This is a genomic window from Nostoc favosum CHAB5714, assembly GCF_020829495.1.
In the GTDB taxonomy this organism is placed as follows: Bacteria; Cyanobacteriota; Cyanobacteriia; order Cyanobacteriales; family Nostocaceae; genus Nostoc; species Nostoc favosum.
In genome coordinates this window covers 40,250-62,922 of sequence record NZ_JAIVFQ010000014.1, presented here as the reverse complement: position 1 = coordinate 62,922, position 22,673 = coordinate 40,250, and the positions used below count along the sequence as shown (strand labels likewise).

Sequence of the window (22,673 nt, the reverse complement as noted above, 5' to 3'; positions counted from 1 at the left end):
TAAAAGTTAGGTGATATTTCAGGAAGTCATATTTTGTGGTTTATAATGCTTCCTCAATTTAGGATTCCCAAAAGAATGCAGAAATATACATTGGAATGAATCTTTTTTTCATAAAAAATACGCAGAGAGTATATTCATCTGCGTATAAAAACGGTTAAGTTACCTTGAGCGATCAAGGTTTTTATTACTTGTCTACACCGTAGTCTAAAGGGTTACGGTGTAGACACATCTTGGTAATGGCTTGGATTTACCCCCCTTAATCTCCCCGATGCATTGGGGGGAAATATCCGGTTCTCCCCCAAGGCATCGGGGGAGTTAGAGGGGGTCAGAATGACTTGTGTTGTGTACACCACCGTAGTTTAAAGTGAGAGGTAGGGAAGGCTGTATTGGACTCAACAGCAAACTGCTATAATCCCGTCTTTACAAGAGTTCTATCATTTCTCTACTTACTTCTTATCTCTAGGATGATATGGGCTACGCCTACCCGATCGACTTGTTCTATTTCGACTATGCCACTAATTAAGTCTACCAGCCGTCACGCCTAATAAATTTCACTACGATGACCAACTTTAGTAATGATGATTAACTGATTATCTATATCAAATTCATAGATGACTCGGTAATCTCCTACTCTTAACTTATAAAATCCTGACCATTCTCCCGTCAGAGGCAGAGGAGTGATCTGTTCAAAATTTATACTTAACCATTCAATCTTATTAAGAATCCGTAGTCGCACCACCTGAGCCAGATTATCTAAATCAGTTATAGACTCTGGTTCAAAACTCACAGAATAACTCATTTAATGGTCTATCCCATACCTTTTATACACCTCCGATGCTGGAATAGTAGGTCTTCCCTCTAGCCGTTTTTGGCGTCTTTCTAATAAACTTTGCTTGAACGACTCTTTAACTTTGTTTCCCTCATCAGGATCGCCGAAGTATTCATCTAAAATTTCATCTACTGTGTTACGGATCAAGTTTTGTAACTCTTCTGTCGTCATGTCTTTTATTTGCATAGTTTCTCCGAAAAATTTACTTTATTTACGTTTGGTAATCAGCCAACCTAAAGCAATAAATATCAAGGTAGCAATGATGCTTAAAGTTAACGACGCATAAAGAGGATGTTTTTGTACTAACGGTAGATTAATTTTATCAATATGTGTTGTGAATACGCCAGAGGCGATGTCTACGACGGGCTACGCCGACTGTAGCAATGGCATAAACAAAGGTATTGTAAGCTGAGTCAAATTGTTTTTCGTCTTGGTATAACCTGCCGAGATTTAACAAAGTTTCTGCATTGTTTTGGGGAAAGGCGCTGCGGGTTCTAACTTCGAGTGCAGCCCTAGAAGCAGCGATCGCTTCTTCAAGATTATCGGCTCGTTCTCCTAATATTCTCTGACTGTAAGCAGCCCCCAGATTATTTTGCGCCATTGCCCAATTTTCCGGAAAGGCGCTCTTGGTATAAACTTCGAGTGCAGCCCTAGAAGCAGCGATCGCCTTTTCAATATTCTCGGCTCGTTCTTCTAATATTCTGTTACGGTAAGCTTCCCCCAGACTAATTTGCGTCATTGCCCAATCGACAGGAAAGGCGCTGCGGGTGTAAACAGTTAGGGCGATTTCGTAGTCAGCGATCGCATTTGTTGATTCGGCGTTCGCATTTGTTGATTCGGCGTTCGCATTTGTTGATTCGGCGTTCGCATTTGTTGATTCGGCGATCGCATTTGTTGATTTAGCGATCGCATTTGTTGATTTAGCGATCGCATTTGTTGATTCAGCGATCGCATTTGTTGATTCGGCGATCGCATTTGTTGATTTAGCGATCGCATTTGTTGATTTAGCGATCGCATTTGTTGATTCGGCGTTCGCATTTGTTGATTTAGCGATTACTCTTGCTGATTGCACTTATTCCCAAACAACAAATCGATCTGAAAAATGAGTAAAAATACAGACAAACTCGTAATTATTTCGTTGAACTTGTAATGAAATAAATCCACAAAACTACCCATCTCAGGCAAAAGGATACTCCACTATGTTGAAAAAGGAATTATTAAAAAAAAGGATATCTCATGTCTTTAAGAACTCGTGGTTCTGCTGCTGTTGACAAAGCCCAACTTCGTCTCGCTTTGCTTAAATCCCTTGATGAAAATCTGGATTTAGGACATGGATTAACCATTGAAGCCTACAACCACCTTATCAACACTACCCGTGCGACGTTAGAAGCTCATAACACGCTTGTGTCCAATCTTGAAGAATCGCGTAAGACAGTAACCCAGATGGATAAAGCCCTCTCCGAAATGTCTGAACGAATGCTAAGTGGAGTTGCAACTATCTACGGCAGAAACAGTATAGAGTATTCCAAAGCTGGCGGTTCTAATGGAAAAAGAAATAAACAATCTAGTTCAAAAGTTGCTCCAGTTGTAGCGGTTCTTGCCAGTCAACCTGCTCAAGCTGCAATTGCGAATGCGTCAACTAACGGTAACAGCACAACTCCTGTGCTGCAATAATCCACTTTTTGCATAAATCTAGTGCGGTGTCAAGCCTAAATTTGTGCATTAAATGTAAGTTGGATTGACGTAAGGAAACCCAACATCGATTATGTTGTTGGGTTTTGCAAAGCCTCAACCCAACCTACGTTTAATCCATCTGAATTTTATAGTGGCGATGTCTACGACGGGCTATTCGGCGTAATTAACACGTCGGTTTGATGCAATTGAGCCGGAGATGCAAGAGCAGATTCGCACATTATCCATTACTCAACTAGAAGAGTTAGCTGAGGCGCTGTTAGATTTCTCCAGTCAAAGCGATTTAGTGAATTACTTAGGAAATATCTCTTTAGCTCAACCCAATCAGGAAGATTAAAATAATTCGTAATTCGTAATTCGTAATTCGTAATTAAGTGATGCCTACAGCTAGCTTTGCCCACGCTATGGTTAAAGTCAAGGAAGACGAGGAGCAGGGGGGAGAACCCCATCAATAAATTTATTTGCTGTAAAACCCTTGATTGCTGAGGAATTCCAGCATCTTTCTCCCCTACCTCTCTAGTCTGAATTATCAAAAAGTGTTACAGTTTCGTCCCACACTCAGCGCAAAAGTTGTGAGTAGGAGCATTTTTGGCATTGCAGTGGCTACAATACACTGGCTCTGCTGCTACTTTCGGCGCTTGCTTCTGCAAACCGACCATTTGAGCGTTGCTCTTACCAGGGGCTACCATTGGATAGCAGTTTTCGTCTCTGGTGACGTGGGCATTCACAATCACTGGGCCTTTGTGTGCTAGCATTTCGGCGATCGCATCTTTTAATTCACTGCGATCGCTAATTACCATGCCTTTAATCCCATAAGCTTTTGCCAATAACTCTACGTCTGGCATCCCTACTTCCATGTTGGAGCATGAGTAACGCTCACCATAGAAGGCTTGCTGCCACTGGCGCACCATCCCTTGCCAGCCGTTATTGATAATTATTGTCTTGACATTTATACCATACTGTGCAAGTGTACCAAGTTCTTGCAAACACATTTGGAAACTAGCATCGCCGCTAATACAGATGACTTCTTCATCAGGAAACGCTACTTTAGCGCCCATAGCCGCAGGTAAGCCAAAACCCATCGTTCCCAAACCAGCACTAGAAATCCAGCGCCTTGGGCCATTCTTGAGGAATTGTGCTGCCCACATTTGATGCTGTCCGACATCTGTGGTGTAGAAAGCCTGGGGTGCTTGGCGACTGACTTCTACAATCACTTCTTGGGGTGAAATGCTGTCGGGATGCTGCGGCACGATGAGAGGATACTCTTCGCGCCAACGATTAACTAAATTTAACCACTCTTGGTTTTGATTAGGGGTAGCCTTAACGCCTGTTTCTTTGCATCGACGCAACAAGTCTACTAACACGTTCCGCACATCGCCGACGATGGGTACTTCAGGAACTCGGTTTTTGCCGACTTCTGCAGGATCGATGTCGATGTGAATTACTTTGGCGCGGGAGGCGAATTCGTCTAACTTGCCTGTAACGCGATCGTCAAATCTAGCGCCGACGCAAATCAGCAAGTCACAATCACTAACGGCGAAGTTAGCGTAAGCAGTGCCGTGCATCCCCAACATTCCCAAAGCTAGGGGATGATGTTCGTCAAATGCACCGATCCCCATTAAGGTTGTGGTGACAGGGATGTTGAATAATTCAGCTAGTTGTTTGATTTCTTCATGAGCGCTAGCTGCGATCGCACCACCACCGACATATAGTAGAGGACGGCGACTTTCAGTAATCAACTGGATCGCGGCATTAATTTGCCGGGGATTTCCCTTCACTGTGGGGCGATAACCGCGTAACTTCACTGAACCTGGTTTTACAGGCACATAGTCAAATTCTTCTAAAGCTACATCTTTGGGGACATCAATCAAAACTGGCCCTGGACGCCCACTGCTAGCGATGTGGAAGGCTTCGGCGACAATTCGCGCCATATCTTTAGGATCGCGCACTACATAAGAGTGCTTCACGATCGGTAGCGTAATCCCGTAAATATCGGTTTCCTGAAACGCATCTGTACCAATCGACGGACGCGCTACCTGTCCGGTGACTACAATCATCGGGATTGAATCCATGTAGGCGGTGGCGATCCCGGTTACCAAGTTAGTTGCTCCTGGGCCAGAAGTGCCAAAGCATACTCCTACTTTACCCGTGGCACGGGCGTAACCATCGGCGGCGTGGGCTGCGCCTTGTTCGTGTCTTACGAGAATGTGCTTAATAGCACCAGTTGCTTCCACCTTATACAGGTCGTCGTAAATTGGTAGAATTGCCCCACCAGGATAACCAAAAATATAATCAACGCCGTGGCGATGAAGGCTGTCAAGCAGAGCAAAACCACCAGATGCACGTTTGGGCACGACTGGGGGGCTAGAAGTACGAGACTGTTTGTGATTCTCGGTTTGTGGGAGACTAATTGGGGAAAGCGATTCTCCTGCGGAGACACTTTGTGAACGCACGGTCAAACCTCAGACTATAGCTAAAGTTAATGTTGAATTCTGTATTTAAGATTTCATTTTAATTGAAAACTTCAATCAAAATCTTATTAATTTTTATATTAAATATAAAGCTAGACTATTAGCCTACATTAGTTAAATTACGTTTTGCAAGACTTTGCGGGTATTTTGCCAAGCCCAAACACCGACAACTACGACAAAAATACTCATTGCTACAAGCACAGTTCGCAAGCCCAGAGCATCAGTTAATGGCCCAGTAATGGCCAGAGGTAACGCCAGAGCGATGTTAACGGCATGATTTTGAAAGCCAAATACTTTACCGAGCATGGTAGATGGTGTTTGCTGTTGAATTAAAGTTTGCATGGGTACGCCAATTAGGGAAGCACCTACACCCAAAAATGCACAGAGTCCTAGCGCCAGTAATAAGTTGTGCGTAAAAGTGAACACTCCTAAAACTAGTGCAATTATCAAAAATCCAATTAAAGGTAGGGGTTTGTGATGCAATTTATCACCCCAGTGGCCTAAAATCGCCGCACCAAATACCATACCCACGCCTGCTGCTGCCAAGAAAAAGCCAAACTGTTTTTCTTTTAAACCAAACTCCTCGGCTAATTGAATTGTCAGCACCGTTAAGGCTGCAAACACACAATATAAAGTTGTAAGTTGCAGCATGGCGTTCAAGATCAAAGGGTTTTTCTTGAGATAGCGCAGGCTTTCGGTGAATTCAGCCCAAAGGTGATTTGATGCCTGGTGTTCTTGGTGGGGTTTGTGTTCTTTAAACTTAATTGGCTGCATGACCGCAGCCGATAATATGTATAATCCACCAACTACAAGCTCTTGACCGTATTGTTCTCCCATCAAGGTTTTCGCCAAACTCAAAATCGGCTCTCCTATAGCAAAGCCAACAATTAAAGCTCCCATCATTGTGCTGCTAAACAGCGCATTGGCTGCCAACAAATTTTCTCGCTTCACCAACAAGGGAATGGCTGCTTGTTCAGCTGGTGCAAAAAATTGCGTCACCGTGGAAATGGCAAAAGTAAGAATTAACAGAATCAGGAATTCTCGTGGCAAAAGGGGAAGACACAGTGTTAACAGTCCACGCACAATGTCTGAGCCGATCATAATCAGCTTTTTTGGCAAGCGGTCAACAAAGAGACCACCGGCAGAGCCGAACAAAATTGCTGGTACTGTAAACGACAGCATCAAGGTTGAATACATCGAGTTTTGTGCCAACCCAGGAAGCGGTGAGTAGTTCTCCAGCAGAGCAATCATTAAAACGAAGAAGACTTTATCTGCTAACTGGGACACCAATTGCCCAATCCACAGGAGCATAAAACCACGGTTTTTTAGCAGTGCGCTAAACCCGTTATTAACAGCAGTCGGTTCAGTTGGAAACATTAGATACTTTCTTTAGGTAGATAGGGAGTGGGGAGTCGGGGAACTAATGACTAATGACTAACTCCTAACTCCTGTTTACTTACTCCATTGTCCGGATTAATTTGCTTCATAGCGCTTTAACAGCATAAGCAAAAATTCAGTGGCTGTCAGACGACCTTTGGGTGGAGAAATTTCAATGGATGAATCTACCCAGCAGCCTTGTACAGTTTGGGGCGTAGACGCAGAGCGGCTTGTCGTTAGACATCGCCAGATGGACAAATGATCAACTGCTGGCTCTGCATAAAAGTTATTTTGCCCACAACCTAGCAAACAAGAACTCCAATGGGTGAAATAATCATGACTCATCCGATGAATAGGGAAATTACCCTGTAGTGGTACTCCCCATCCATCTATAGCAATAAACGCTTTGACACGACCACCCAAGAGTTGCCACAAATGCGCTGCCCCTATTGCCCCGACTACGCCAGCACTAAAGCTAATAAATATAATTGGTGATTTTAAAGAGCCGGTCAAGCTATCGCGCAAAAACTGCAAAATATGAAATGCTGATAAAACCAAAAAATCTTTACCCGGATAAACCAGTATATTTGCGGCATTAGGAGCGATCGCGCTATTAGAAACTATATCTAACAATCCTACTCTAAAGCTTTCAGTTAACTCTGGTTCATGGATTCCAGGGCAAATAATTATACTCATTTTTAACACTACCTTTGATTTGTTGACTCTTCCGATGTACAGAGCTTTTTCAAAAATCAAGTATATTTTATATTTATTACCTTGTTTTTACTGAGTAAATTATAGCCTCTTCACAGATTTTTCCCAAATAATACTAGTTTTAAAAACTATTAGTTTTGATGATAAATAATATTAAATTAATTTCGCTAATCAAATGTTTATCTATTATATAATTAGTTTTATATTTTTGTTTTCAACTGTTTTTAGCGCTTTATATAAAAATAGGTTAATTCAGAAAAAGAATCAAGTCATTAATGCATTTTATACTATTGATGTTAATAGAAGCACGCTATGTTTTATCTACTAGCTTAATGGATAAAATAGTTAGCTTTTGCAAGAAAACCAATAGAAATATTTATATTTTCTTTGTTGAAGACATGATATATATAGCCATTGAAGAAGCAGTAGAAAATAATAAATATATTTGAACCTAATCTATTTAAAAGTGTGTTAAGCTTTGCGCCTTTAAGAGAATATTTTGAAACTCTCAACTTGATGTTGGGAATTGTTGAAGACTTAAATCTGGATAGACGCATTTAGGGAACTCCAAGAAACAAAAACAACCGCTTGAAGTTGTTGACTGTTGACTGTGAACAGTGGGATATTTTTTTATTTGGAAGTCCCTTAGCAAAAAGCTACACCAAATTAATGTCAGAATTCAGGAGTCAGAATAGTGGAAAGCTCAGGAGATAACTTGAAGGGATGAATGTACTTTTGATATGAAACCTTTTATAAATTCTGACTTCTGACTCCTGTTTGACTTTTGAATGTGTGACTTTTGACTTCCCCAAAGGGGCTGACCGCTTTCGCTATTCGAGCGACATACGAGATGGGGCATTGGTTCAATTTTCCATACCCAATGTCCTACGTAAGTTTTGTATGTCTTTTGATGTATTATTTTGGTTTTCCTAGCTTTCCTATCCCCCTGGATGGGATAATAAGTTACTAGTAGGGAAAATGTGTAAACTATTCTCTAACTCCAAATCTCTCTGCACTCTGGTTATATTGAGGAACTCATTGTGGTTGCCACGCCGGAAAAAGTACAACACACCCACGAGCATCTATCAGGTAAAGACCGTGTAGCCGTACTGCTTATGGGCTACGGCGAAGTCGAAAGCTATGAAGATTTCGCCAACTATAACGAACAGGCTTTAAATCTACTGACAGCAAAATTCGCACCGGTGCCAACCTGGATTTATCCCCCTTTGGCAAAACTTCTGGCGCTATTTGACCGCCACGAGTGGGGACACACACACCACGATTTTATCTCCCCACACAATGCCATCTTTGAACAGCAGCGTGCTGGGATTGAGAAGAATTTACAAGAAAAATGGGGCGATAAGGTTCAAGTTTTCAAAGCTTTCAACTTCTGCGCGCCTTTCCTACCCAATCAAGTCTTGGCAGAAATCAAAAACCAAGGCTTCGAGAAGTTGCTGATTTACCCACTGCTGGTTGTTGATTCTATCTTTACCAGTGGGATTGCGATCGAGCAAGTTAACAATGCTCTCGTTGAGTTGACTGATGGTGAGGAACACTGGGTTAAAGCACAGCGTTACATTCCTTCTTTCTTCAACGAACCAGCTTACATCGATTTGATGGCTCATCTGGTTGAGGAGAAAATTGCTGAATTAGCAGCAGCTTATCTACCTTCTCAAATCGGTATTGTGTTAATGAATCACGGCTGTCCCCACAAAGCCAAAGGCTTTACTTCTGGGATTGCCGAAAGTGAAGCAATGTACGATTTAGTTCGGGATAAGTTGATTAACCGCTATCCGTTAATCTCGGTGGGTTGGCTCAATCATGACACGCCCCTAATTGATTGGACACAGCCAAATGCAGAGCAAGCGGCAAATAACCTGATTCAACTGGGTGCAAAAGTGGTAATTTTTATGCCAATTGGCTTTGCCACAGAAAACCACGAAACTTTATTGGATGTACACCATATCATCCATGCTTTAGAGAAACAGCATCCTGGTACGAACTACGTGCAAATGGCTTGCGTCAACGATCATCCAGAATTTTTGGCAATGGCGGCCCAATGGGCTGATGCTCATATTGCAGAGTTGTTGTCAGAGCAAGCTTTGGCAGTTAATCCCCAACTCGCTGGAGATCACCATCACCACCACCATCATCATTAAATAATTCGTAATTCGTAATGACGCTCGATGACTCGCTAACGCTGCGCTAACGTAATTCGTAAATTTTGTTTTGTAATGGGGATTTAACCCCAACACAAAACAAAATTTTTATTGAACCGGGGGACTTAAACCCACGGACAGGAGTTAACGTGCGTCTTTGAGAAAAGCGCACGGATAATTAAGTTTAGTTTTATAGGGTGGGCAAAATTTTGCTCACCCTACATTTATTTATGGCGTACTTTCATGCATAGATGCGGCTCAAGTTTTCATATCGCACCGTTGCTGATGCCTCCTCAAGCTTTAACTAATTTACACCCCGCAGCTTGCGAGTATTGTCAACTAAACTCTGAGCAAATTGGTCAAATCTTTGCGAAAGCTTCTCATCTACTAGCTTGCCTTCAGGACTGAAAGCACCCCAAGCTTGTCCGATCGCAATTTGTTCTGGAATCACCCAACCATGCACCCAACGAATAATTAGCCGTAGGTCATTTAAAGCATTACTATTAGACTGACCCCCTAATACGCTGATTAGTCCTGTTACTTTATCAGACAGTTGGTCAAAGCTCATCAAATCTAGAGCATTTTTCAGGACACCACTAACCCCACCATGATATTCAGGTGTCGCTAAAATTAATCCATCGGCGCGGCTGACTGTATCTTGCAAGCGCTGAACATCTGGGTACTCTGGATACTCCTTGGCACCAGTGCAAAACGGTAACTGCAACTGTCTTAAATCAAGAATTTCTACCTCTGCTCCGAGGGCTTCTACCCTTTGCACTGCTACTTGTAAAGCAAGCTGGGTATATGAGTTGGATCTTAAACTACCACCAATTCCAATAATTCTCACCATAATTAACCCACAAACTATTAACTAGCTACTATTACCAGACTTCTTAAAAAGCGGAATCGTTATGACTATGTTTATCTTAGCGATTTGTGCCGGAATGTGTCAAATTGATATCTAGGGGACTGGGAAAGAATTATTTTAATCCTAATCTCTAATACCCAGTCCCCAATCCCAAATCCCCAATACCTAGTCTGGAAGTTAGACTAGATAAGAAAAGTGTAATTTCCAGTTATTACAATTTTTGGTAGAAGAATAGGCATAAAACCATAGCTCAACTTGTGCCAGCAGACAAAGGGTAATTATTATGACAAATTTGGGAAAAAAACCATTGATAAAAAGACAGTCGCCAAAGCGTGGTGCTTGGGTTGGTGCGATTGCAGCTAGTTTGATTATGTTACCAGGAATTTTCGGGAGTACTCCCGTCTTGGCACAAAAGGCAGAAAGCACCTCTTTAAATTATGGCGACTTGATCAAGAAAGCGAAGGCGGGAGAAATCCAAAAAGTAGAGCTTGACGAAACTGAACAGCTAGCAAAGGTTTATCTTAAAGGGCAAAAGGCTGATACACCACCGCAACAGGTGAGACTTCTGGCACAAAACACAGAGTTAATTAACATCCTCAAAGATAAGGATGTTGATTTTGGTGAAGTTTCTTCTGCTAATAGTCGAGCTGCTGTTGGATTGTTGATCAATCTCATGTGGATTTTGCCACTGGTGGCTTTAATGCTATTGTTCCTCCGTCGCTCTACTAATGCTTCTAGCCAAGCGATGAATTTCGGTAAATCCAAAGCTCGCTTCCAAATGGAGGCAAAAACTGGAGTAAAATTTGAAGATGTAGCCGGGGTTGAAGAAGCTAAAGAAGACCTCGAAGAAGTTGTTACTTTCCTGAAACAGCCAGAAAGATTTACTGCTGTAGGCGCACGTATTCCCAAAGGAGTGCTGTTAATTGGGCCTCCGGGTACTGGTAAAACTTTACTAGCAAAAGCGATCGCAGGTGAAGCAGGTGTACCATTTTTCAGTATTTCCGGTTCAGAATTCGTGGAAATGTTTGTTGGTGTAGGTGCATCTCGCGTGCGCGACCTCTTCAAGAAAGCCAAAGAGAATGCCCCTTGTCTAATATTTATCGATGAAATTGATGCAGTAGGTAGACAACGGGGTGCTGGTATCGGTGGTGGTAACGACGAGCGCGAACAAACCCTGAATCAACTGCTCACTGAAATGGATGGTTTTGAAGGTAACACAGGCATTATTATTATTGCTGCCACTAACCGCCCAGATGTTCTAGATGCAGCGCTGCTCAGACCAGGACGCTTTGACAGACAAGTGATGGTGGATGCACCGGATCTCAAAGGACGACTGGAAATTTTGAAAGTCCACGCGCGGAATAAGAAAATTGATCCTAGCGTATCATTAGAAGCGATCGCTCGTCGCACTCCTGGTTTTACTGGCGCAGACTTAGCCAACTTACTCAACGAAGCTGCCATTCTCACTGCTAGGAGGCGCAAAGAAGCTGTCACCCTTTTAGAAATTGATGCTGCTGTGGATAGAGTCGTTGCAGGTATGGAAGGTACCGCCTTAGTAGACAGCAAAAGCAAGCGCTTGATTGCCTATCATGAAGTTGGACATGCTTTAGTTGGTACATTCCTCAAAGACCATGACCCTGTACAAAAAGTTACACTCATCCCACGGGGACAAGCACTGGGATTAACTTGGTTTACTCCCAACGAAGAACAGGGGTTAATTTCCCGTTCCCAACTCAAAGCCAGGATTACTGCTACTTTGGGTGGTCGCGCCGCCGAGGAAATTGTTTTTGGTAAGCCAGAAGTGACCACAGGTGCAGGTAATGACCTGCAACAAGTTACAGGAATGGCGCGGCAGATGGTGACACGCTTCGGGATGTCAGAATTAGGCCCATTGTCACTAGAAAATCAGAGTGGAGAGGTATTTTTGGGACGTGACTGGATGAATAAATCAGACTATTCTGAGGAAATTGCCGCCAAAATTGATTCACAGGTGCGCGAAATTGTTAACAATTCCTACATTAGAGCAATAGAACTGTTGCAACTCAACCGCATAGTTTTGGAGCGTTTAGTAGATTTGTTAATAGAACAGGAAACAATTGAAGGCGATTTATTCCGCAAAATTGTTGCTGACAATACTCAGATAGCCGATGCACAAGTAGCTGTACCTCATTAGGGAATAATTGACATTCCCTAGTACACTGTAGCGGAAGTTTGCCTACCTTTAACAAGAGGATTTGTGCTGTACGAGTGAAAATCCAAATATTCAGATTCCCGATTTTTTGAAAAAGTCGGGAATTTTCTGTGAAAAATAATTTTTTATAGCGTAGATGCAAAGTGGCTTGCCACAGGGTACCGCAGAGGCAAGAGAGACGCAGAGAGAATAAAGAGAAATTTTCACGAATGATTTAGGATTGCTATATGCAATTTGGTTATTTTGAAACCAAACGGAGAAACTTGATATGATACATATCCAAGTTGTTGAGGCTAAAATCATAATAGTTGAGCCAGTTCCAACAGCGATGGCTGCGCCAACGCCTGCCGTAGGATGCCCAAAGGGCTGTAGGGCGAACGCACAATCAGGCATCCCGTTGATATGATTTACCTCTAAACTGAGTTGAGCAATTTCCAAAGCTTTTTGGTACAGTATTCTAGAAAATCCATATCACGAGAATAGGCGTTCGCCTTTGGCGTTGGCGCAGCCATCGCTGATTGCAATTGCCAGTTTATTGCTCAAAATCTAGAACGCAGTTGCTATGATCAAACGCCTCCTTGTGGTGGAATCTCCGGGAAAAGTCAAAAAACTCAGTCAAATTCTGGGTTCGGATTGGAAAGTTCTAGCCAGTTGTGGCCATATCCGAGAACTCAGCAATGAAGGAGACGATTCTTTGGGCTTTGTCATGGACGGCGGTAATGTCCGGTGCAATTACGTCCCGCGTGACCAACGAGCAAAGGAAACAATTCAGAAGCTCAAGTCTGCGGTGAGGCAGGTTGATGAAGTTGTCTTAGCAACTGACCCAGACCGGGAAGGTGAAACAATCGCTTGGCATCTCAAAGAAACGCTGGGTTTAAGAGAACCGAAACGAGTAATTTATACTGAGATTACAGCATCGGCGGTGCAAAGTGCGATCGCTAATCCCAGAAAGCTAGACCAAAACTTAATCGGTGCTGGGCTGTGCCGAGATTGCCTAGATAAGTTGGTGGGTTATAAAGGTAGCCCGTTAGTTTGGGCATTGAATAACGGCGCTAAGAGTGTTGGCAGAGTCCAAAGCGCGACGTTGCACTTGATTTGTCAGCGAGAAAATGAAATTCTTACTTTTGTCCCCCAAGATTACTGGAGTGTCTGGGTAGATTATGCGGAAGGATTTCGAGCTTTTTACAAAGGGACGGTCGATTCTGCAAAAGATGCAGCAGACCAAGAAACTGAAACTCACGATGACGCGAAAGTAGGTAATAGTCCAGAAACACCCGAGTCTAAGCGTGTTCTTTCCGAAGCAGAGGCAACACGTTTAGTTGAAGAAGCACAGCGACATCCTCATCAGGTGATTCATTTTGAAGGAAAAATCGTTAACCGCCAGCCACCTCCACCATTTACAACTTCCAGCCTTCAGCAAGCAGCCGGTTCAAAGCTGAGGTTTGCTCCCGACAAAACCATGATTGTGGCCCAAAAGCTTTATGAGGCAGGGCTGATAACATATATGCGAACAGACTCAGTAATGCTGAGTCCAGAATTTTGTGCCAGCGCCCGTAAATGGTTAGAGCAAAATGATCCGCAGAATGTACCGCAGCAAGTCGCCAAGCATCGCAGTAGCAAATCGGCTCAAGAAGCACATGAGGCGATTCGTCCAACAGACGTGTTTCGTCCCTCAGTTCAATTGCGCTCTGAACTTCCTGATGATGAGTTTAATCTGTATGTGATGATCTGGAAACGGTCAATTGCTTCTCAGTGTCGTGCTGCCCAATTGCGTAAAACTCTGGTGATTACTCAGTCTGGTTCTCTACTGTGGTCAGCTAGAGGGCAAGTGATTGAATTTTACGGTTATGCCCGGTACTGGAACAATCTCAGCAAAGATAGTATTTTACCTTCATTACAACAGGGACAAGCGCTGAAACTGGAGAATGCTGGACATGAGCAGAAGCAGACGCAGCCACCACCCCGTTATAGTGAACCAAAATTGGTGCAACTGATGGAACGTAAAGGAATTGGTCGCCCAAGTACTTATGCTCCTACTGTTGCTACCTTAAAAAAACGAAATTATGTTGAGTTGAAAAAAGACCATCTGCAACCGACAGCGTTAGGGTTAGAAGTTGATGCGTTTTTGCTTAAAGCACTGCCGGATTTACTAGAGGCGGAATTCACAGCGAAAATGGAAGATGCGCTTGATGCAATTTCTGAAGGAAAAAACTCTTGGCAGCATTATTTAACTAGTTGGAATCAGAATTACTTTGTACCAGCGCTTTCCAAAGCTAAAACTGTAGTTGCGAGTTCCTCAACAGGTAAAGCTAATGTGATAACTGAGCGCAAATATGAAACTTCCAAGACGCGATGCCCTGAATGCAAAAATTTTCTCGCAAAAATTCCGAGTAGTAAGGTCAAAAAGAAATATTTTCTCAAATGCACAAAAGGCTGTGAAAATGTTGTGCTATTTTGGAGCGACTTTAACAAAACTTGGAAACCACCACGAACCAAAACAGTCCAAGCTGAGAATCAACAAAAGCCTCCAGTTAAGATTACGACATATCCCTGCCCAGTATGTAAGAAACCTCTAGAGGAGTACAGTTATATCAAAGAGGGGCAAAGTAAGACAATGTTGCGATGTTCTGATCCACAATCCCGTAAGGACAATAAACATAAAGATGTGGCTTATTTCAGTACGCAAAAAGGGTGGTGGAGTCCTAAGTTTGGGGAGATATTAAAAACTTAACTAAAGTTATCTAACCCTAGCTGCTGTGGCTAACCCATTCAGAATATGACAAAAATAATTTGAATTCTTAATTTTGAATTTCGCGTAGCGCTACTAAGTATTTATCAACACACTTGACTTACCTTAGCCGCGAGTTGTGCGATGTTCATCTGCTCATAGTGTTCAAAGGGTTGATGAATCCAGGGGTTGTCAGCCAAATAATCAACATAATAATTGGGTGCTATAACTGAACAGGCTTTATACCAAAGAACGGCGGTGCGAATTTCCTCAATGGGGAAATTAGTATTTTGCTTGAGCCAAGGTATAGTCTGCTGGAGTGTAATGCCAGAATCTACTAAGTCATCCACTAAGAGAATGCGCGAACCTAACTTTTCGGCAGTCATTGTCAAGTGTTGAGAGAAAATTAAATTATTTCTTTCTTGCTTACCAGTGCCACTGTAAGATGATGTTGCTAAAATTGCCAGTGGTTGCTGGTATATACGGGAGAGAATATCTCCAACTCGTAATCCTCCTCTGGCAAGACAGATAATCTGGTTAAATTCCCAACTGGATTGATAAATCTGAATAGCCAGTTGTTCAATTTTTTGGTGATAATCTGACCAAGAAACATAAAGGTCTGGCATAAGTCTAACGGGAGTGGTAGATAGCTAGTATTGAAGGCGATGTCTACGACGGGCTGTGACGCTCCTGCGTCGCTAACGCTACGCTATCGGTGTCGCAGACGTTTTATTTTACTATGAGTGCAAAGTTTTATGAATAATTCTGGTGATGGCGATGCCCAACGAGATCCTAAGAGTGAAAAACTCGACTTGAAAACAAAACTGGCTTACGGTGCAGGGGATTTAGGCCCAGCAATCACTGCAAATATCTCCGTCTTTTTTCTGCTGGTTTTCTTTACCAATGTCGCTGGTATCCCTCCGGGTTTAGCTGGCAGTATTTTGATGATTGGCAAAATCTGGGATGGGGTAAATGATCCGGTTGTCGGGTTTCTGACTGATAAAACGAAATCTCGTCGTTGGGGCCGTCGTCTTCCTTGGATGTTTTATGGAGCAATCCCTTTTGGAATTTTCTTCTTCTTGCAGTGGATTGTACCGCGATTTAGTGCAAATCAGAGTGAGAATATTTGGCCGCTGTTTTGGTACTACGTAGCTATTGGGGTGATTTCTCAGGCGTTTTATACGGTTGTGAATTTGCCTTATACGGCGATGACTCCAGAACTAACTCAAGATTACGACGAACGCACCAGCCTTAACAGCTATCGGTTTACATTTTCCATTGGTGGCAGTATTCTGTCGTTGATTTTAACGCAAATTGTTTTTTCTCAAATTAGCGATCGCCAACAACAATATCTCGTTTTAGCAGCAATTTGTACGGTAATTTCAATTTTAGGATTATATTGGTGCGTTTTTGGAGTCCGCGATCGCATCTTGGCTTTTGAGACCAAACGCATCGAAACCGAGGAACCTGCATCTCTGCCCTTCTTTGAACAGTTAAAAATTGTCTTTAGCAACCGACCTTTTTTATTTGTGATTGGTATATATCTTTTTTCTTGGCTAGGTGTGCAGGTGACAGCCAGCATTATTCCCTATTTTGTAGTCAATTGTATGGGTCTTAAAGAATCAGATGTGCCCACAGTGATGATTGCAGTCCAAGGAAGTGCTTTGGTGATGCTATTTGTCTGGGGGGCGCTGAGTAAAAAAATCGGGAAAAAAGTTGTTTATTTTCTGGGAATGAGTTTGTGGATAATAGCCGCCGCTGGGCTATTTTTCTTACAGCCTGGTCAAATAGGTTTGATGTATTTTATGGCTGTCATGGCTGGTATTGGTGTCTCTACAGCTTATCTAATTCCTTGGTCGATGATTCCAGATGTGATTGAATTAGATGAACTGCAAACTGGACAACGCAGAGAAGGCATTTTTTATGGCTTCATGGTTTTACTACAAAAATTTGGTTTAGCTTTCGGGCTGTTTTTGGTGGGAAATGCTTTGCAAGTATCGGGTTTCAAAGAAACTGTAGCCGGAAGTCCACTGCCCATGCAACCTGAATCGGCACTGTTTGCGATTCGCATTGCTGTTGGGCCCATACCTACAGTTTGTTTGCTTTGTGGCTTAGTTTTAACGTATTTTTACCCAATTACCCGCGAGATGCACGCAGAGATCATGCTGAAACTCAAAGAACGGCAAGAGAAGAGGGGGAGTTAAGGGAGTGGAGCAGGGGAGGCAGAGGGAGCAGGGGGGGAATTTTGGAAGTTGCTAAATTATCCCGCTTTCTCTGCAACCCCAGATTTTTTTGTGTTATGGCAACCGCTAAAGTGGTTAGGACGCAAAATGCAAGACATACTCAATGGCATATCGTAAACAATCAAACTGCTCCAGTTTCAAGCTTACGGCCAACCATATACCACAAACCCACCGCATAGGGAACGTAATGGAGTTCTGTAAAACCTGCTTTCGCAAACTCGTACTCGAAGTTGAAATGGATAAAGTCATCCAACCACGGTTCTTGAAAAGAAGCACTCAGGGCGTATTCACCACGATAGGTGTCAGCGTATAGTATAAAAGACTCATTCACGAGTATAAAAGACTCGTCCGCGAGTATCAAAGACTCGTCCACGAGTATAAAAGACTCGTCCACGAGTATAAAAGACTCGTCCGCGAGTATCAAAGACTCGTCCACGAGTATAAAAGACTCGTCCGCGAGTATCAAAGACTCATTCACGAGTATAAAAGACTCGTCCGCGAGTATCAAAAACTCATTCACGAGTATAAAAGACTCATTCACGAGTATAAAAGACTCGTCCGCGAGTATAAAAGACTCATTAGCAAAGTTATGGCACTTATCCAAGAGTATGATTTGCTAGGTACAAGAGTCCTACACTTAATTGGCACAGCCAACGACAAACATCTCTCTGCTCAATGCCCAATGCCTAATTTCTTGTATTTGCGATCGCAAACTGACTTAACCTAAGAGCAACACTTAAAAATGCAGCATCACGACTTCCCCATTTTTTCACAGCTCTGCCGCCTTCAGGCAGAGCTTGAAGTTTGCCAAACGGTGCGCTCTGCCAATCAACAAAGTCGAGAATTGTAGGGATAACTCTGGCTTCTTTGCTTTCATGCCGTTCCATTGCCCGTTTTACCTCGACATCCCAGCAATAATCTGAAGCTATAAAATTTGCACTTACAAGCAGCAAAATTATCTGAGATGAATCTAAGTGGGTGTCTTGCAACTGTTTCCGCCGACAACCGTAAACGCCCAAATCCACCAAAGCCAGTCAAGCTGTTCTCATACTCAGCAGTTAAAAAAATACCCGCCCCCAGTGCTATACCTCTTTCTCGCAAAGCGTGTACAGCAACTTTCAAATGGGCTTCCCGTAACAAAATTCTGCTGTATGTGTTTCTGGTAGTTTGCTAATTTTGAATTTGCAATTGAAGAACCTTGCTTTTACCGGGATTCATCAACCGATATGGGTCAACTATTTCCTTAAATTTTAACTGCTCAGGATCAATAACTTTTCTGCCGCCGTCTTCAATAATATATGTGTTTTGATAAGTACACTGCTTCGTAAATATTGTGGGTAACAAAAACCACCGTCCATCGGTGTTGAAGCCACAAATCGAGTAAATCACCATTGAGTTTGCTACGAGTAATTTCATCTAATGCACCAAATGGTTCATCCATCAACAAAACATTTGGCTGAGTAACTAATGCCCTAGCAATTGATACTCGCATCTTCATTCCACCTGATAACTGGCGGGGATAGTTTTCCTCAAAACTTTTTAATCCTACCAGTTCTAATGTCTGCTGTACCAATTTTTGGCTATCTTTTTTAGACATTCTCGCCAATTTTAGCGGTAGGCGTATATTCTCCCTGACATTTGCCCAAGGCATGAGTGCGGCATCTTGGAAAACAAAAGCTAGTTTTCTTGCTTGCTGAGTTATACCTCAGTCAATACTACCAGAACTCGTGCGTCCCAATCCGGCAATCAGTCGCAGAACTGTACTTTTACCGCACCCGGAGGGGCCAACTAAACTGACAAATTGCGACTCTGGAATTGCTAAATTTAGGTCTTGCAGGGTAACAGTGCCATTGGTGTAGACCTTGCTAATCTGATTGAGTGTAATAACGGGATGGTGACTCATTCATTCTGTAGATTAAAATTTGACTGTATCAGACAATATGCAAAAGATGCTTGATAGTTAACCTAATTATCAGTTAAAACTCAAAGCCGTTGAAAGTATTAATAACATTTCTTCGAGTAGATGTTAACTAAATATTTATTAGGAATACTGGTAATGCAAGTTTTAATGGTATCTATTTGATTTTAAATGAATAACTTAGTGTTAAACTAGAGGGTTACATAAAATAGCAAACTTATGAGTAAGCTGATAGCATTCGGTTGGTATGGAGGGAAATACAGTCATCTTGACTGGCTTCTACCACTCTTGTCAAAAACTACTCACTACTGTGAGCCTTTTGGAGGTTCAGCAGCAGTTTTAATAAACAAAGAACCATCACCTGTAGAAACTTACAATGATATTGATGGCGAACTAGTTAACTTTGGCATCAGAAAGGATAATTCCATATTGTTTTAGCTTTTGAATGCTATAGACAAGTTGCTCATCCGTCATTTCTGGATTATCTTTTTTAATTAACTGATTGCCTGGTTGGGGATTTTCCAGGTAGCTATACCAACCTTTAATTGAGGCATCAACAAATCGCTGCACTAATTCAGGATTCTTTTCTACTAGTTGTTTTTTTTTTCAATAGTAGTTGCATAGGGTTGATAACCATAATCTGCTAATAAAAATACTACTGGCTGAAAACCACCCTGCTTGTCAATAGCAAAGGGTTCAGACGTAATATAACCTTGCTGGGCTGAGTTTTTGTTAATCAGAAAAGGAGCAGGATTAAAGTTGTAAGGGCGCTTTTGATCTTCGGTAAAACCATACTTTGCTTCGAGTAAAGGCCAATAGGTAATATTAGCAGAAGCAGAGACATAAATTGGTTTGCCTTTGAGGTCGGCAAGGGTTTTAATTGCTGTGTTGGGATGTGCAATAAGGCACCAGGGGTCTTTCTGGAAAATTGCTGCGACTGTGATTTTGGGAATACCTTGTGCTATGGCGTTCACGGCATCAATGCCATAACCCATAAAGAAATCTACCGCATCCCCCATCAACAATTGAGTACCACTGGGAACCTGCGGGCCACCCATTTTGATGGTGACATCTAAACCATAGTCTTTGTAAATACAAGTGGCGTAGGCGCAGCCCGTCGTAGACATCGCCTGGTAAAATCCGCCGTGTTCTACTTGTGCTATCCAGTTTGTGCCAAATGTAACTTTATCCAACCGAGAATTGCTAGTTGATGGTTGGTTGCTGTTAGTACAACCAGCAATGAAGCTACTACCAATCCAGATAGAACTGTATTGAATAAAATTACGGCGACTAAGGCGATGAACTGCTGTTGATGAGGGTAATGACGGATTCATAAAACAGTATGATGCTCTCTTTTATTTGCCCTTGTAGTTGAATCTAAATGTACATTCTAGAATCAACTTTTGATTCACTAGCGAATAGGGCTGAATTTCTAAAGCACCTTTAAAAGCTTTGATGGCTTTACTATATTCTCCTAGTGCTGCATAACACAAACCCATACCGTGAAGCGCTCCAAAATGTATCGGATTTATCTGCACAACCATCTGACAATCTGCCAGAGATTTTTGATAATCTCCAATACTGTAATAAAGAAAAGCACGGCGATTCCAAGCTTCGGCAAAATCTGGCTGGTCTTTGATTAGTGCTGTCAGCGCTGTTTCGGCTTCAGTAATTTCACCTGCATCGAGTAATTTTTGACTGCGATCAATTATTTCCAGTCCATAAATTCCCTTTTGCTGAAACCAAATCCGCCAGATTTTTCTAGTTGCTTTTTCGCGGACTGTGGCATCTGGGTTTTTCAACTCTTCAAGTAAGGAATTGATAGGTAAAGAATCCATGAATTTGAGATCAGTGAATATACGTTTGTATTAACTTTCTCACAAAATATATCTATTAAATGATTTTTAAAGCCATCTTTAAATTTGCGGTAATTTATTGCTAATTATGAATTTTCTGTGTTATTCATTGTATTCAGTATACGACTAATACCACACTCGACATTTAGATTTATAAAAATAAAAACTAACTAGAGGTACTTGACAAATACCTAGTGCCTAATAGCTTATAAAAACATCACCAAAAAAATAATGACTATGCCAAAGCAAAACGACGTTTCCAGGCATATTGTTCTTACTTGCCATCCTAGTAGCTTTGGCCCTAAACCAATCCCCATTCAATGGGGAGCAGCCGAACCTATGGAACGCGGGCCGATTATTGCCACGCTAACTAACCCTCTTCTGTCACTCTGGGAAAAGAAAAATAAGAGCCAAATTTTCAACTGTAGATAGAGTGAGCATTTGAGCGTTTATTTTCTAACAGAATGGCTGAAACTAAGATTTTTAGTAAAAGTCTTATGCTGTAAGCATCCCAGATTATTCTCTTCCGAAAGTGATAAAAGAGGGCTAAGCAGGTACATCGCAATGTGATTGGCACTCATTCTGGCAGTTATGCGATTTATCGCGCTCTAGCAGTGGCTAGCGGTGCTTTGCAGTCGGCTCATCGAGCGGATCTGACGAATACATCCCCAGTAGAGCATATCGGGCCTCACCCAAGTTGGGCTGACCCTGATAAAATAGTATCCCTCGACCCCTTTGGAGGCATCGCGTCTGAGGTTTTTGCATCCTATTACCAACAGGGATATGATATTCGTCCAACGATCGCCATCACTCAAGCTCACATTAATATGCCAGAACTGCAAGATGCAGTAGACAAAGGTCGTTTGCAGGTAGATGGCAAGATTATGAAACCAGGCGGTGATTTAGTTGTCACCAAAGCCGCAGTTGAACCTGTTTGGTATTTACCAGGAATTGCCAAGCGCTTTGGTATTGCAGAATCACTGTTGCGTCGCGCTTTATTTGAACAAACTGGGGGGATGTTTCCCGAATTGGTGACGCGATCTGATTTGGAGGTATTTTTGCCGCCAATTGGGGGCGTGACAGTGTATATTGTCGGTGATTTGGCTGCGATCGCAGATCCCAATAAACCTGTAGCGGTGCGGGTTCATGATGAATGCAACGGTTCTGATGTGTTTGGCTCAGATATCTGCACCTGTCGCCCCTATCTGGTACATGGCATTGAAGTGTGAGTCCAAACGGCACAAGAAGGCGGTGTCGGTATAATTGTCTATTGCCGCAAAGAAGGTCGCGCTTTAGGAACTGCAACTGTTTTCAATGCAGTTTTAGAAGGACTGAGTGAAATTTGGCCTAGCAGATTAGAAATTGCTGGGGTGAAATACATCCAGATGTGCCATTGTATACCGCCGCCATTGATAACTATTTGGATGAACATGGCTATATTATTCCTGGGTTGGGAGATGCAGGCGATCGCTTGTTTGGTACAAACCACGAATCGCCAATTTATGTGCAAGTTTTCTGGTATAGTAATGTTGGTTAACTTCACCTGTATTGCTGTCTGATAAGCCTCTGTCCAGTAGCATTACGATTATTGGTAAGCGACTCCGTTGCACAACATCGAAGTAAGTAG

General features: G+C 42.4%; 24 protein-coding genes and 5 pseudogenes. 12 read left to right on the top strand and 17 right to left on the bottom strand.

Features of this window, described 5'->3' with window-relative positions:
• Nucleotides 1-541 precede the first annotated feature (541 nt).
• From LC586_RS12375 to LC586_RS41365, 3 genes are all read right to left on the bottom strand, one after another.
• Nucleotides 542-799: a type II toxin-antitoxin system RelE family toxin gene (locus tag LC586_RS12375; protein WP_229484862.1), complete on the bottom strand. Its 258-nt coding sequence runs from the start codon at nucleotides 797-799 to the stop codon at nucleotides 542-544.
• Nucleotides 800-1,015, bottom strand: a complete 216-nt coding sequence (locus LC586_RS12370; RefSeq protein WP_229484861.1) for a hypothetical protein — start codon at nucleotides 1,013-1,015, stop codon at nucleotides 800-802.
• Between the two features lie 136 nt (nucleotides 1,016-1,151).
• Nucleotides 1,152-1,901: a tetratricopeptide repeat protein gene (locus tag LC586_RS41365; RefSeq protein ID WP_229484860.1), complete on the bottom strand. Its 750-nt coding sequence runs from the start codon at nucleotides 1,899-1,901 to the stop codon at nucleotides 1,152-1,154.
• Between the two features lie 164 nt (nucleotides 1,902-2,065).
• On the opposite strand from LC586_RS41365, the gene LC586_RS12360 reads away from it, so the two are divergent.
• Together LC586_RS12360 and LC586_RS12355 are read left to right on the top strand one after the other, a co-directional pair.
• The gene (locus LC586_RS12360; protein ID WP_229484855.1) at nucleotides 2,066-2,503 is read left to right on the top strand and encodes a hypothetical protein; all 438 of its coding nucleotides are present in this window, start codon (nucleotides 2,066-2,068) and stop codon (nucleotides 2,501-2,503) included.
• A 196-nt stretch (nucleotides 2,504-2,699) separates the two neighbouring features.
• Nucleotides 2,700-2,858: pseudogene (locus LC586_RS12355) on the top strand (DUF4351 domain-containing protein); the annotation flags it as partial.
• Between the two features lie 202 nt (nucleotides 2,859-3,060).
• Here the strand turns inward: LC586_RS12355 and ilvB are convergent.
• The 3 genes from ilvB to LC586_RS12340 all read right to left on the bottom strand — a co-directional run bounded on the left by ilvB (nucleotide 3,061) and on the right by LC586_RS12340 (nucleotide 7,065).
• Nucleotides 3,061-4,974, bottom strand: coding sequence for a biosynthetic-type acetolactate synthase large subunit (gene ilvB / locus LC586_RS12350; RefSeq protein WP_229484849.1), 1,914 nt, complete (start codon nucleotides 4,972-4,974; stop codon nucleotides 3,061-3,063).
• Nucleotides 4,975-5,106: 132 nt separating this feature from the next.
• Nucleotides 5,107-6,369, bottom strand: coding sequence for an MFS transporter (locus tag LC586_RS12345; protein WP_229484847.1), 1,263 nt, complete (start codon nucleotides 6,367-6,369; stop codon nucleotides 5,107-5,109).
• 96 nt (nucleotides 6,370-6,465) lie between these two features.
• Nucleotides 6,466-7,065 carry a hypothetical protein gene (locus LC586_RS12340; RefSeq protein ID WP_229484846.1) on the bottom strand — a complete coding sequence of 200 codons (600 nt, stop codon included), beginning with the start codon at nucleotides 7,063-7,065 and terminating at the stop codon, nucleotides 6,466-6,468.
• 293 nt (nucleotides 7,066-7,358) lie between these two features.
• Here LC586_RS12340 and LC586_RS41870 point away from each other — a divergent pair, with 293 nt between their 5' ends.
• The 3 genes from LC586_RS41870 (at nucleotide 7,359) to LC586_RS12330 (ending at nucleotide 9,242) form a co-directional block, all read left to right on the top strand.
• The gene (locus LC586_RS41870; protein WP_369010521.1) at nucleotides 7,359-7,532 is read left to right on the top strand and encodes a DUF3137 domain-containing protein; all 174 of its coding nucleotides are present in this window, start codon (nucleotides 7,359-7,361) and stop codon (nucleotides 7,530-7,532) included.
• 19 nt (nucleotides 7,533-7,551) lie between these two features.
• Complete coding sequence (locus LC586_RS40575; RefSeq protein ID WP_309143374.1) at nucleotides 7,552-7,644, top strand: hypothetical protein; 93 nt, start codon at nucleotides 7,552-7,554, stop codon at nucleotides 7,642-7,644.
• Between the two features lie 479 nt (nucleotides 7,645-8,123).
• On the top strand, nucleotides 8,124-9,242 hold the full coding sequence (locus tag LC586_RS12330; protein ID WP_229484844.1) for a ferrochelatase: 1,119 nt from the start codon (nucleotides 8,124-8,126) through the stop codon (nucleotides 9,240-9,242).
• Between the two features lie 304 nt (nucleotides 9,243-9,546).
• Here the strand turns inward: LC586_RS12330 and LC586_RS12325 are convergent, their stop codons facing one another.
• Nucleotides 9,547-10,092, bottom strand: coding sequence for an NADPH-dependent FMN reductase (locus LC586_RS12325; protein ID WP_229484843.1), 546 nt, complete (start codon nucleotides 10,090-10,092; stop codon nucleotides 9,547-9,549).
• Nucleotides 10,093-10,393: 301 nt separating this feature from the next.
• Here LC586_RS12325 and ftsH point away from each other — a divergent pair, with 301 nt between their 5' ends.
• Nucleotides 10,394-12,283, top strand: a complete 1,890-nt coding sequence (ftsH, locus tag LC586_RS12320) for an ATP-dependent zinc metalloprotease FtsH (RefSeq protein WP_306423244.1) — start codon at nucleotides 10,394-10,396, stop codon at nucleotides 12,281-12,283.
• Nucleotides 12,284-12,373: 90 nt separating this feature from the next.
• On the opposite strand, the gene LC586_RS12315 is transcribed toward ftsH, so the two are convergent.
• Nucleotides 12,374-12,739 carry a hypothetical protein gene (locus LC586_RS12315; protein WP_229484841.1) on the bottom strand — a complete coding sequence of 122 codons (366 nt, stop codon included), beginning with the start codon at nucleotides 12,737-12,739 and terminating at the stop codon, nucleotides 12,374-12,376.
• A gap of 124 nt (nucleotides 12,740-12,863) precedes the next feature.
• Between LC586_RS12315 and topA the strand changes: the two genes are divergently transcribed.
• Nucleotides 12,864-15,032: a type I DNA topoisomerase gene (topA, locus tag LC586_RS12310; RefSeq protein WP_229484840.1), complete on the top strand. Its 2,169-nt coding sequence runs from the start codon at nucleotides 12,864-12,866 to the stop codon at nucleotides 15,030-15,032.
• A 104-nt stretch (nucleotides 15,033-15,136) separates the two neighbouring features.
• Here the strand turns inward: topA and LC586_RS12305 are convergent, their stop codons facing one another.
• Nucleotides 15,137-15,655 (bottom strand): phosphoribosyltransferase, encoded by a 519-nt coding sequence (locus tag LC586_RS12305; protein ID WP_229484834.1) that lies wholly within the window; start codon nucleotides 15,653-15,655, stop codon nucleotides 15,137-15,139.
• 129 nt (nucleotides 15,656-15,784) lie between these two features.
• Between LC586_RS12305 and LC586_RS12300 the strand changes: the two genes are divergently transcribed.
• Complete coding sequence (locus tag LC586_RS12300) at nucleotides 15,785-17,233, top strand: MFS transporter (RefSeq protein WP_229484832.1); 1,449 nt, start codon at nucleotides 15,785-15,787, stop codon at nucleotides 17,231-17,233.
• A gap of 160 nt (nucleotides 17,234-17,393) precedes the next feature.
• Here LC586_RS12300 and LC586_RS12295 read toward each other — a convergent pair whose 3' ends face one another.
• The 4 genes and pseudogenes from LC586_RS12295 to LC586_RS12280 all read right to left on the bottom strand — a co-directional run bounded on the left by LC586_RS12295 (nucleotide 17,394) and on the right by LC586_RS12280 (nucleotide 19,175).
• On the bottom strand, nucleotides 17,394-17,876 hold the full coding sequence (locus LC586_RS12295; RefSeq protein ID WP_229484831.1) for a hypothetical protein: 483 nt from the start codon (nucleotides 17,874-17,876) through the stop codon (nucleotides 17,394-17,396).
• Between the two features lie 82 nt (nucleotides 17,877-17,958).
• Complete coding sequence (locus LC586_RS12290) at nucleotides 17,959-18,297, bottom strand: TIR domain-containing protein (protein ID WP_229484970.1); 339 nt, start codon at nucleotides 18,295-18,297, stop codon at nucleotides 17,959-17,961.
• Nucleotides 18,257-18,412, bottom strand: a pseudogene (locus LC586_RS12285) (RNA 3'-terminal phosphate cyclase); the annotation flags it as partial. The pseudogene LC586_RS12285 and the gene LC586_RS12290, both read right to left, overlap by 41 nt.
• Before the next feature lie 148 nt (nucleotides 18,413-18,560).
• Nucleotides 18,561-19,175, bottom strand: a pseudogene (locus LC586_RS12280) (ABC transporter ATP-binding protein).
• A 234-nt stretch (nucleotides 19,176-19,409) separates the two neighbouring features.
• Here LC586_RS12280 and LC586_RS12275 point away from each other — a divergent pair.
• Nucleotides 19,410-19,628: a DNA adenine methylase gene (locus LC586_RS12275; RefSeq protein WP_229484830.1), complete on the top strand. Its 219-nt coding sequence runs from the start codon at nucleotides 19,410-19,412 to the stop codon at nucleotides 19,626-19,628.
• On the opposite strand, the gene LC586_RS12270 is transcribed toward LC586_RS12275, so the two are convergent.
• Genes LC586_RS12270 through LC586_RS12260 form a run of 3 tightly spaced genes read right to left on the bottom strand, consistent with a single transcriptional unit; the run spans nucleotide 19,584 to nucleotide 21,028 of the window.
• Nucleotides 19,584-19,760 (bottom strand): hypothetical protein, encoded by a 177-nt coding sequence (locus LC586_RS12270; protein WP_229484826.1) that lies wholly within the window; start codon nucleotides 19,758-19,760, stop codon nucleotides 19,584-19,586. The two genes, LC586_RS12275 and LC586_RS12270, sit on opposite strands and share 45 nt — an antisense overlap.
• Before the next feature lie 20 nt (nucleotides 19,761-19,780).
• Nucleotides 19,781-20,524 (bottom strand): ABC transporter substrate-binding protein, encoded by a 744-nt coding sequence (locus tag LC586_RS12265; RefSeq protein ID WP_229484825.1) that lies wholly within the window; start codon nucleotides 20,522-20,524, stop codon nucleotides 19,781-19,783.
• A 21-nt stretch (nucleotides 20,525-20,545) separates the two neighbouring features.
• On the bottom strand, nucleotides 20,546-21,028 hold the full coding sequence (locus tag LC586_RS12260; protein ID WP_229484814.1) for a tetratricopeptide repeat protein: 483 nt from the start codon (nucleotides 21,026-21,028) through the stop codon (nucleotides 20,546-20,548).
• A gap of 255 nt (nucleotides 21,029-21,283) precedes the next feature.
• Between LC586_RS12260 and LC586_RS12255 the strand changes: the two genes are divergently transcribed.
• A complete protein-coding gene (locus LC586_RS12255; protein ID WP_438822891.1) occupies nucleotides 21,284-21,478 on the top strand; it encodes a hypothetical protein in 195 nt (64 codons plus the stop codon).
• Nucleotides 21,479-21,594: 116 nt separating this feature from the next.
• A pseudogene (locus LC586_RS12250) lies at nucleotides 21,595-22,359 on the top strand (GTP cyclohydrolase II); the annotation flags it as partial.
• Here the strand turns inward: LC586_RS12250 and LC586_RS42600 are convergent.
• Nucleotides 22,314-22,478: a hypothetical protein gene (locus LC586_RS42600; protein WP_438822893.1), complete on the bottom strand. Its 165-nt coding sequence runs from the start codon at nucleotides 22,476-22,478 to the stop codon at nucleotides 22,314-22,316. The pseudogene LC586_RS12250 and the gene LC586_RS42600 overlap by 46 nt on opposite strands.
• Here LC586_RS42600 and LC586_RS12245 point away from each other — a divergent pair.
• A pseudogene (locus LC586_RS12245) lies at nucleotides 22,422-22,583 on the top strand (uracil phosphoribosyltransferase); the annotation flags it as partial. The gene LC586_RS42600 and the pseudogene LC586_RS12245 sit on opposite strands and share 57 nt — an antisense overlap.
• Nucleotides 22,584-22,673: the final 90 nt, after the last annotated feature.

Bases quoted from the DNA above. Each gene is read 5' to 3' on its own strand.
- LC586_RS12375 (WP_229484862.1), bottom strand. From the start codon at position 799: ATGAGTTATTCTGTGAGTTTTGAACCAGAGTCTATAACTGATTTAGAT.
- LC586_RS12370 (WP_229484861.1), bottom strand. From the start codon at position 1,015: ATGCAAATAAAAGACATGACGACAGAAGAGTTACAAAACTTGATCCGT.
- LC586_RS12360 (WP_229484855.1), top strand. From the start codon at position 2,066: ATGTCTTTAAGAACTCGTGGTTCTGCTGCTGTTGACAAAGCCCAACTT.
- LC586_RS12345 (WP_229484847.1), bottom strand. From the start codon at position 6,369: ATGTTTCCAACTGAACCGACTGCTGTTAATAACGGGTTTAGCGCACTG.
- LC586_RS12340 (WP_229484846.1), bottom strand. From the start codon at position 7,065: ATGAGTATAATTATTTGCCCTGGAATCCATGAACCAGAGTTAACTGAA.
- LC586_RS41870 (WP_369010521.1), top strand. From the start codon at position 7,359: ATGCATTTTATACTATTGATGTTAATAGAAGCACGCTATGTTTTATCT.
- LC586_RS12325 (WP_229484843.1), bottom strand. From the start codon at position 10,092: ATGGTGAGAATTATTGGAATTGGTGGTAGTTTAAGATCCAACTCATAT.
- ftsH (WP_306423244.1), top strand. From the start codon at position 10,394: ATGACAAATTTGGGAAAAAAACCATTGATAAAAAGACAGTCGCCAAAG.
- topA (WP_229484840.1), top strand. From the start codon at position 12,864: ATGATCAAACGCCTCCTTGTGGTGGAATCTCCGGGAAAAGTCAAAAAA.
- LC586_RS12305 (WP_229484834.1), bottom strand. From the start codon at position 15,655: ATGCCAGACCTTTATGTTTCTTGGTCAGATTATCACCAAAAAATTGAA.
- LC586_RS12300 (WP_229484832.1), top strand. From the start codon at position 15,785: ATGAATAATTCTGGTGATGGCGATGCCCAACGAGATCCTAAGAGTGAA.
- LC586_RS12275 (WP_229484830.1), top strand. From the start codon at position 19,410: ATGAGTAAGCTGATAGCATTCGGTTGGTATGGAGGGAAATACAGTCAT.
- LC586_RS12265 (WP_229484825.1), bottom strand. From the start codon at position 20,524: ATGAATCCGTCATTACCCTCATCAACAGCAGTTCATCGCCTTAGTCGC.
- LC586_RS12260 (WP_229484814.1), bottom strand. From the start codon at position 21,028: ATGGATTCTTTACCTATCAATTCCTTACTTGAAGAGTTGAAAAACCCA.
- LC586_RS12255 (WP_438822891.1), top strand. From the start codon at position 21,284: ATGCCAAAGCAAAACGACGTTTCCAGGCATATTGTTCTTACTTGCCAT.
- LC586_RS42600 (WP_438822893.1), bottom strand. From the start codon at position 22,478: ATGTTCATCCAAATAGTTATCAATGGCGGCGGTATACAATGGCACATC.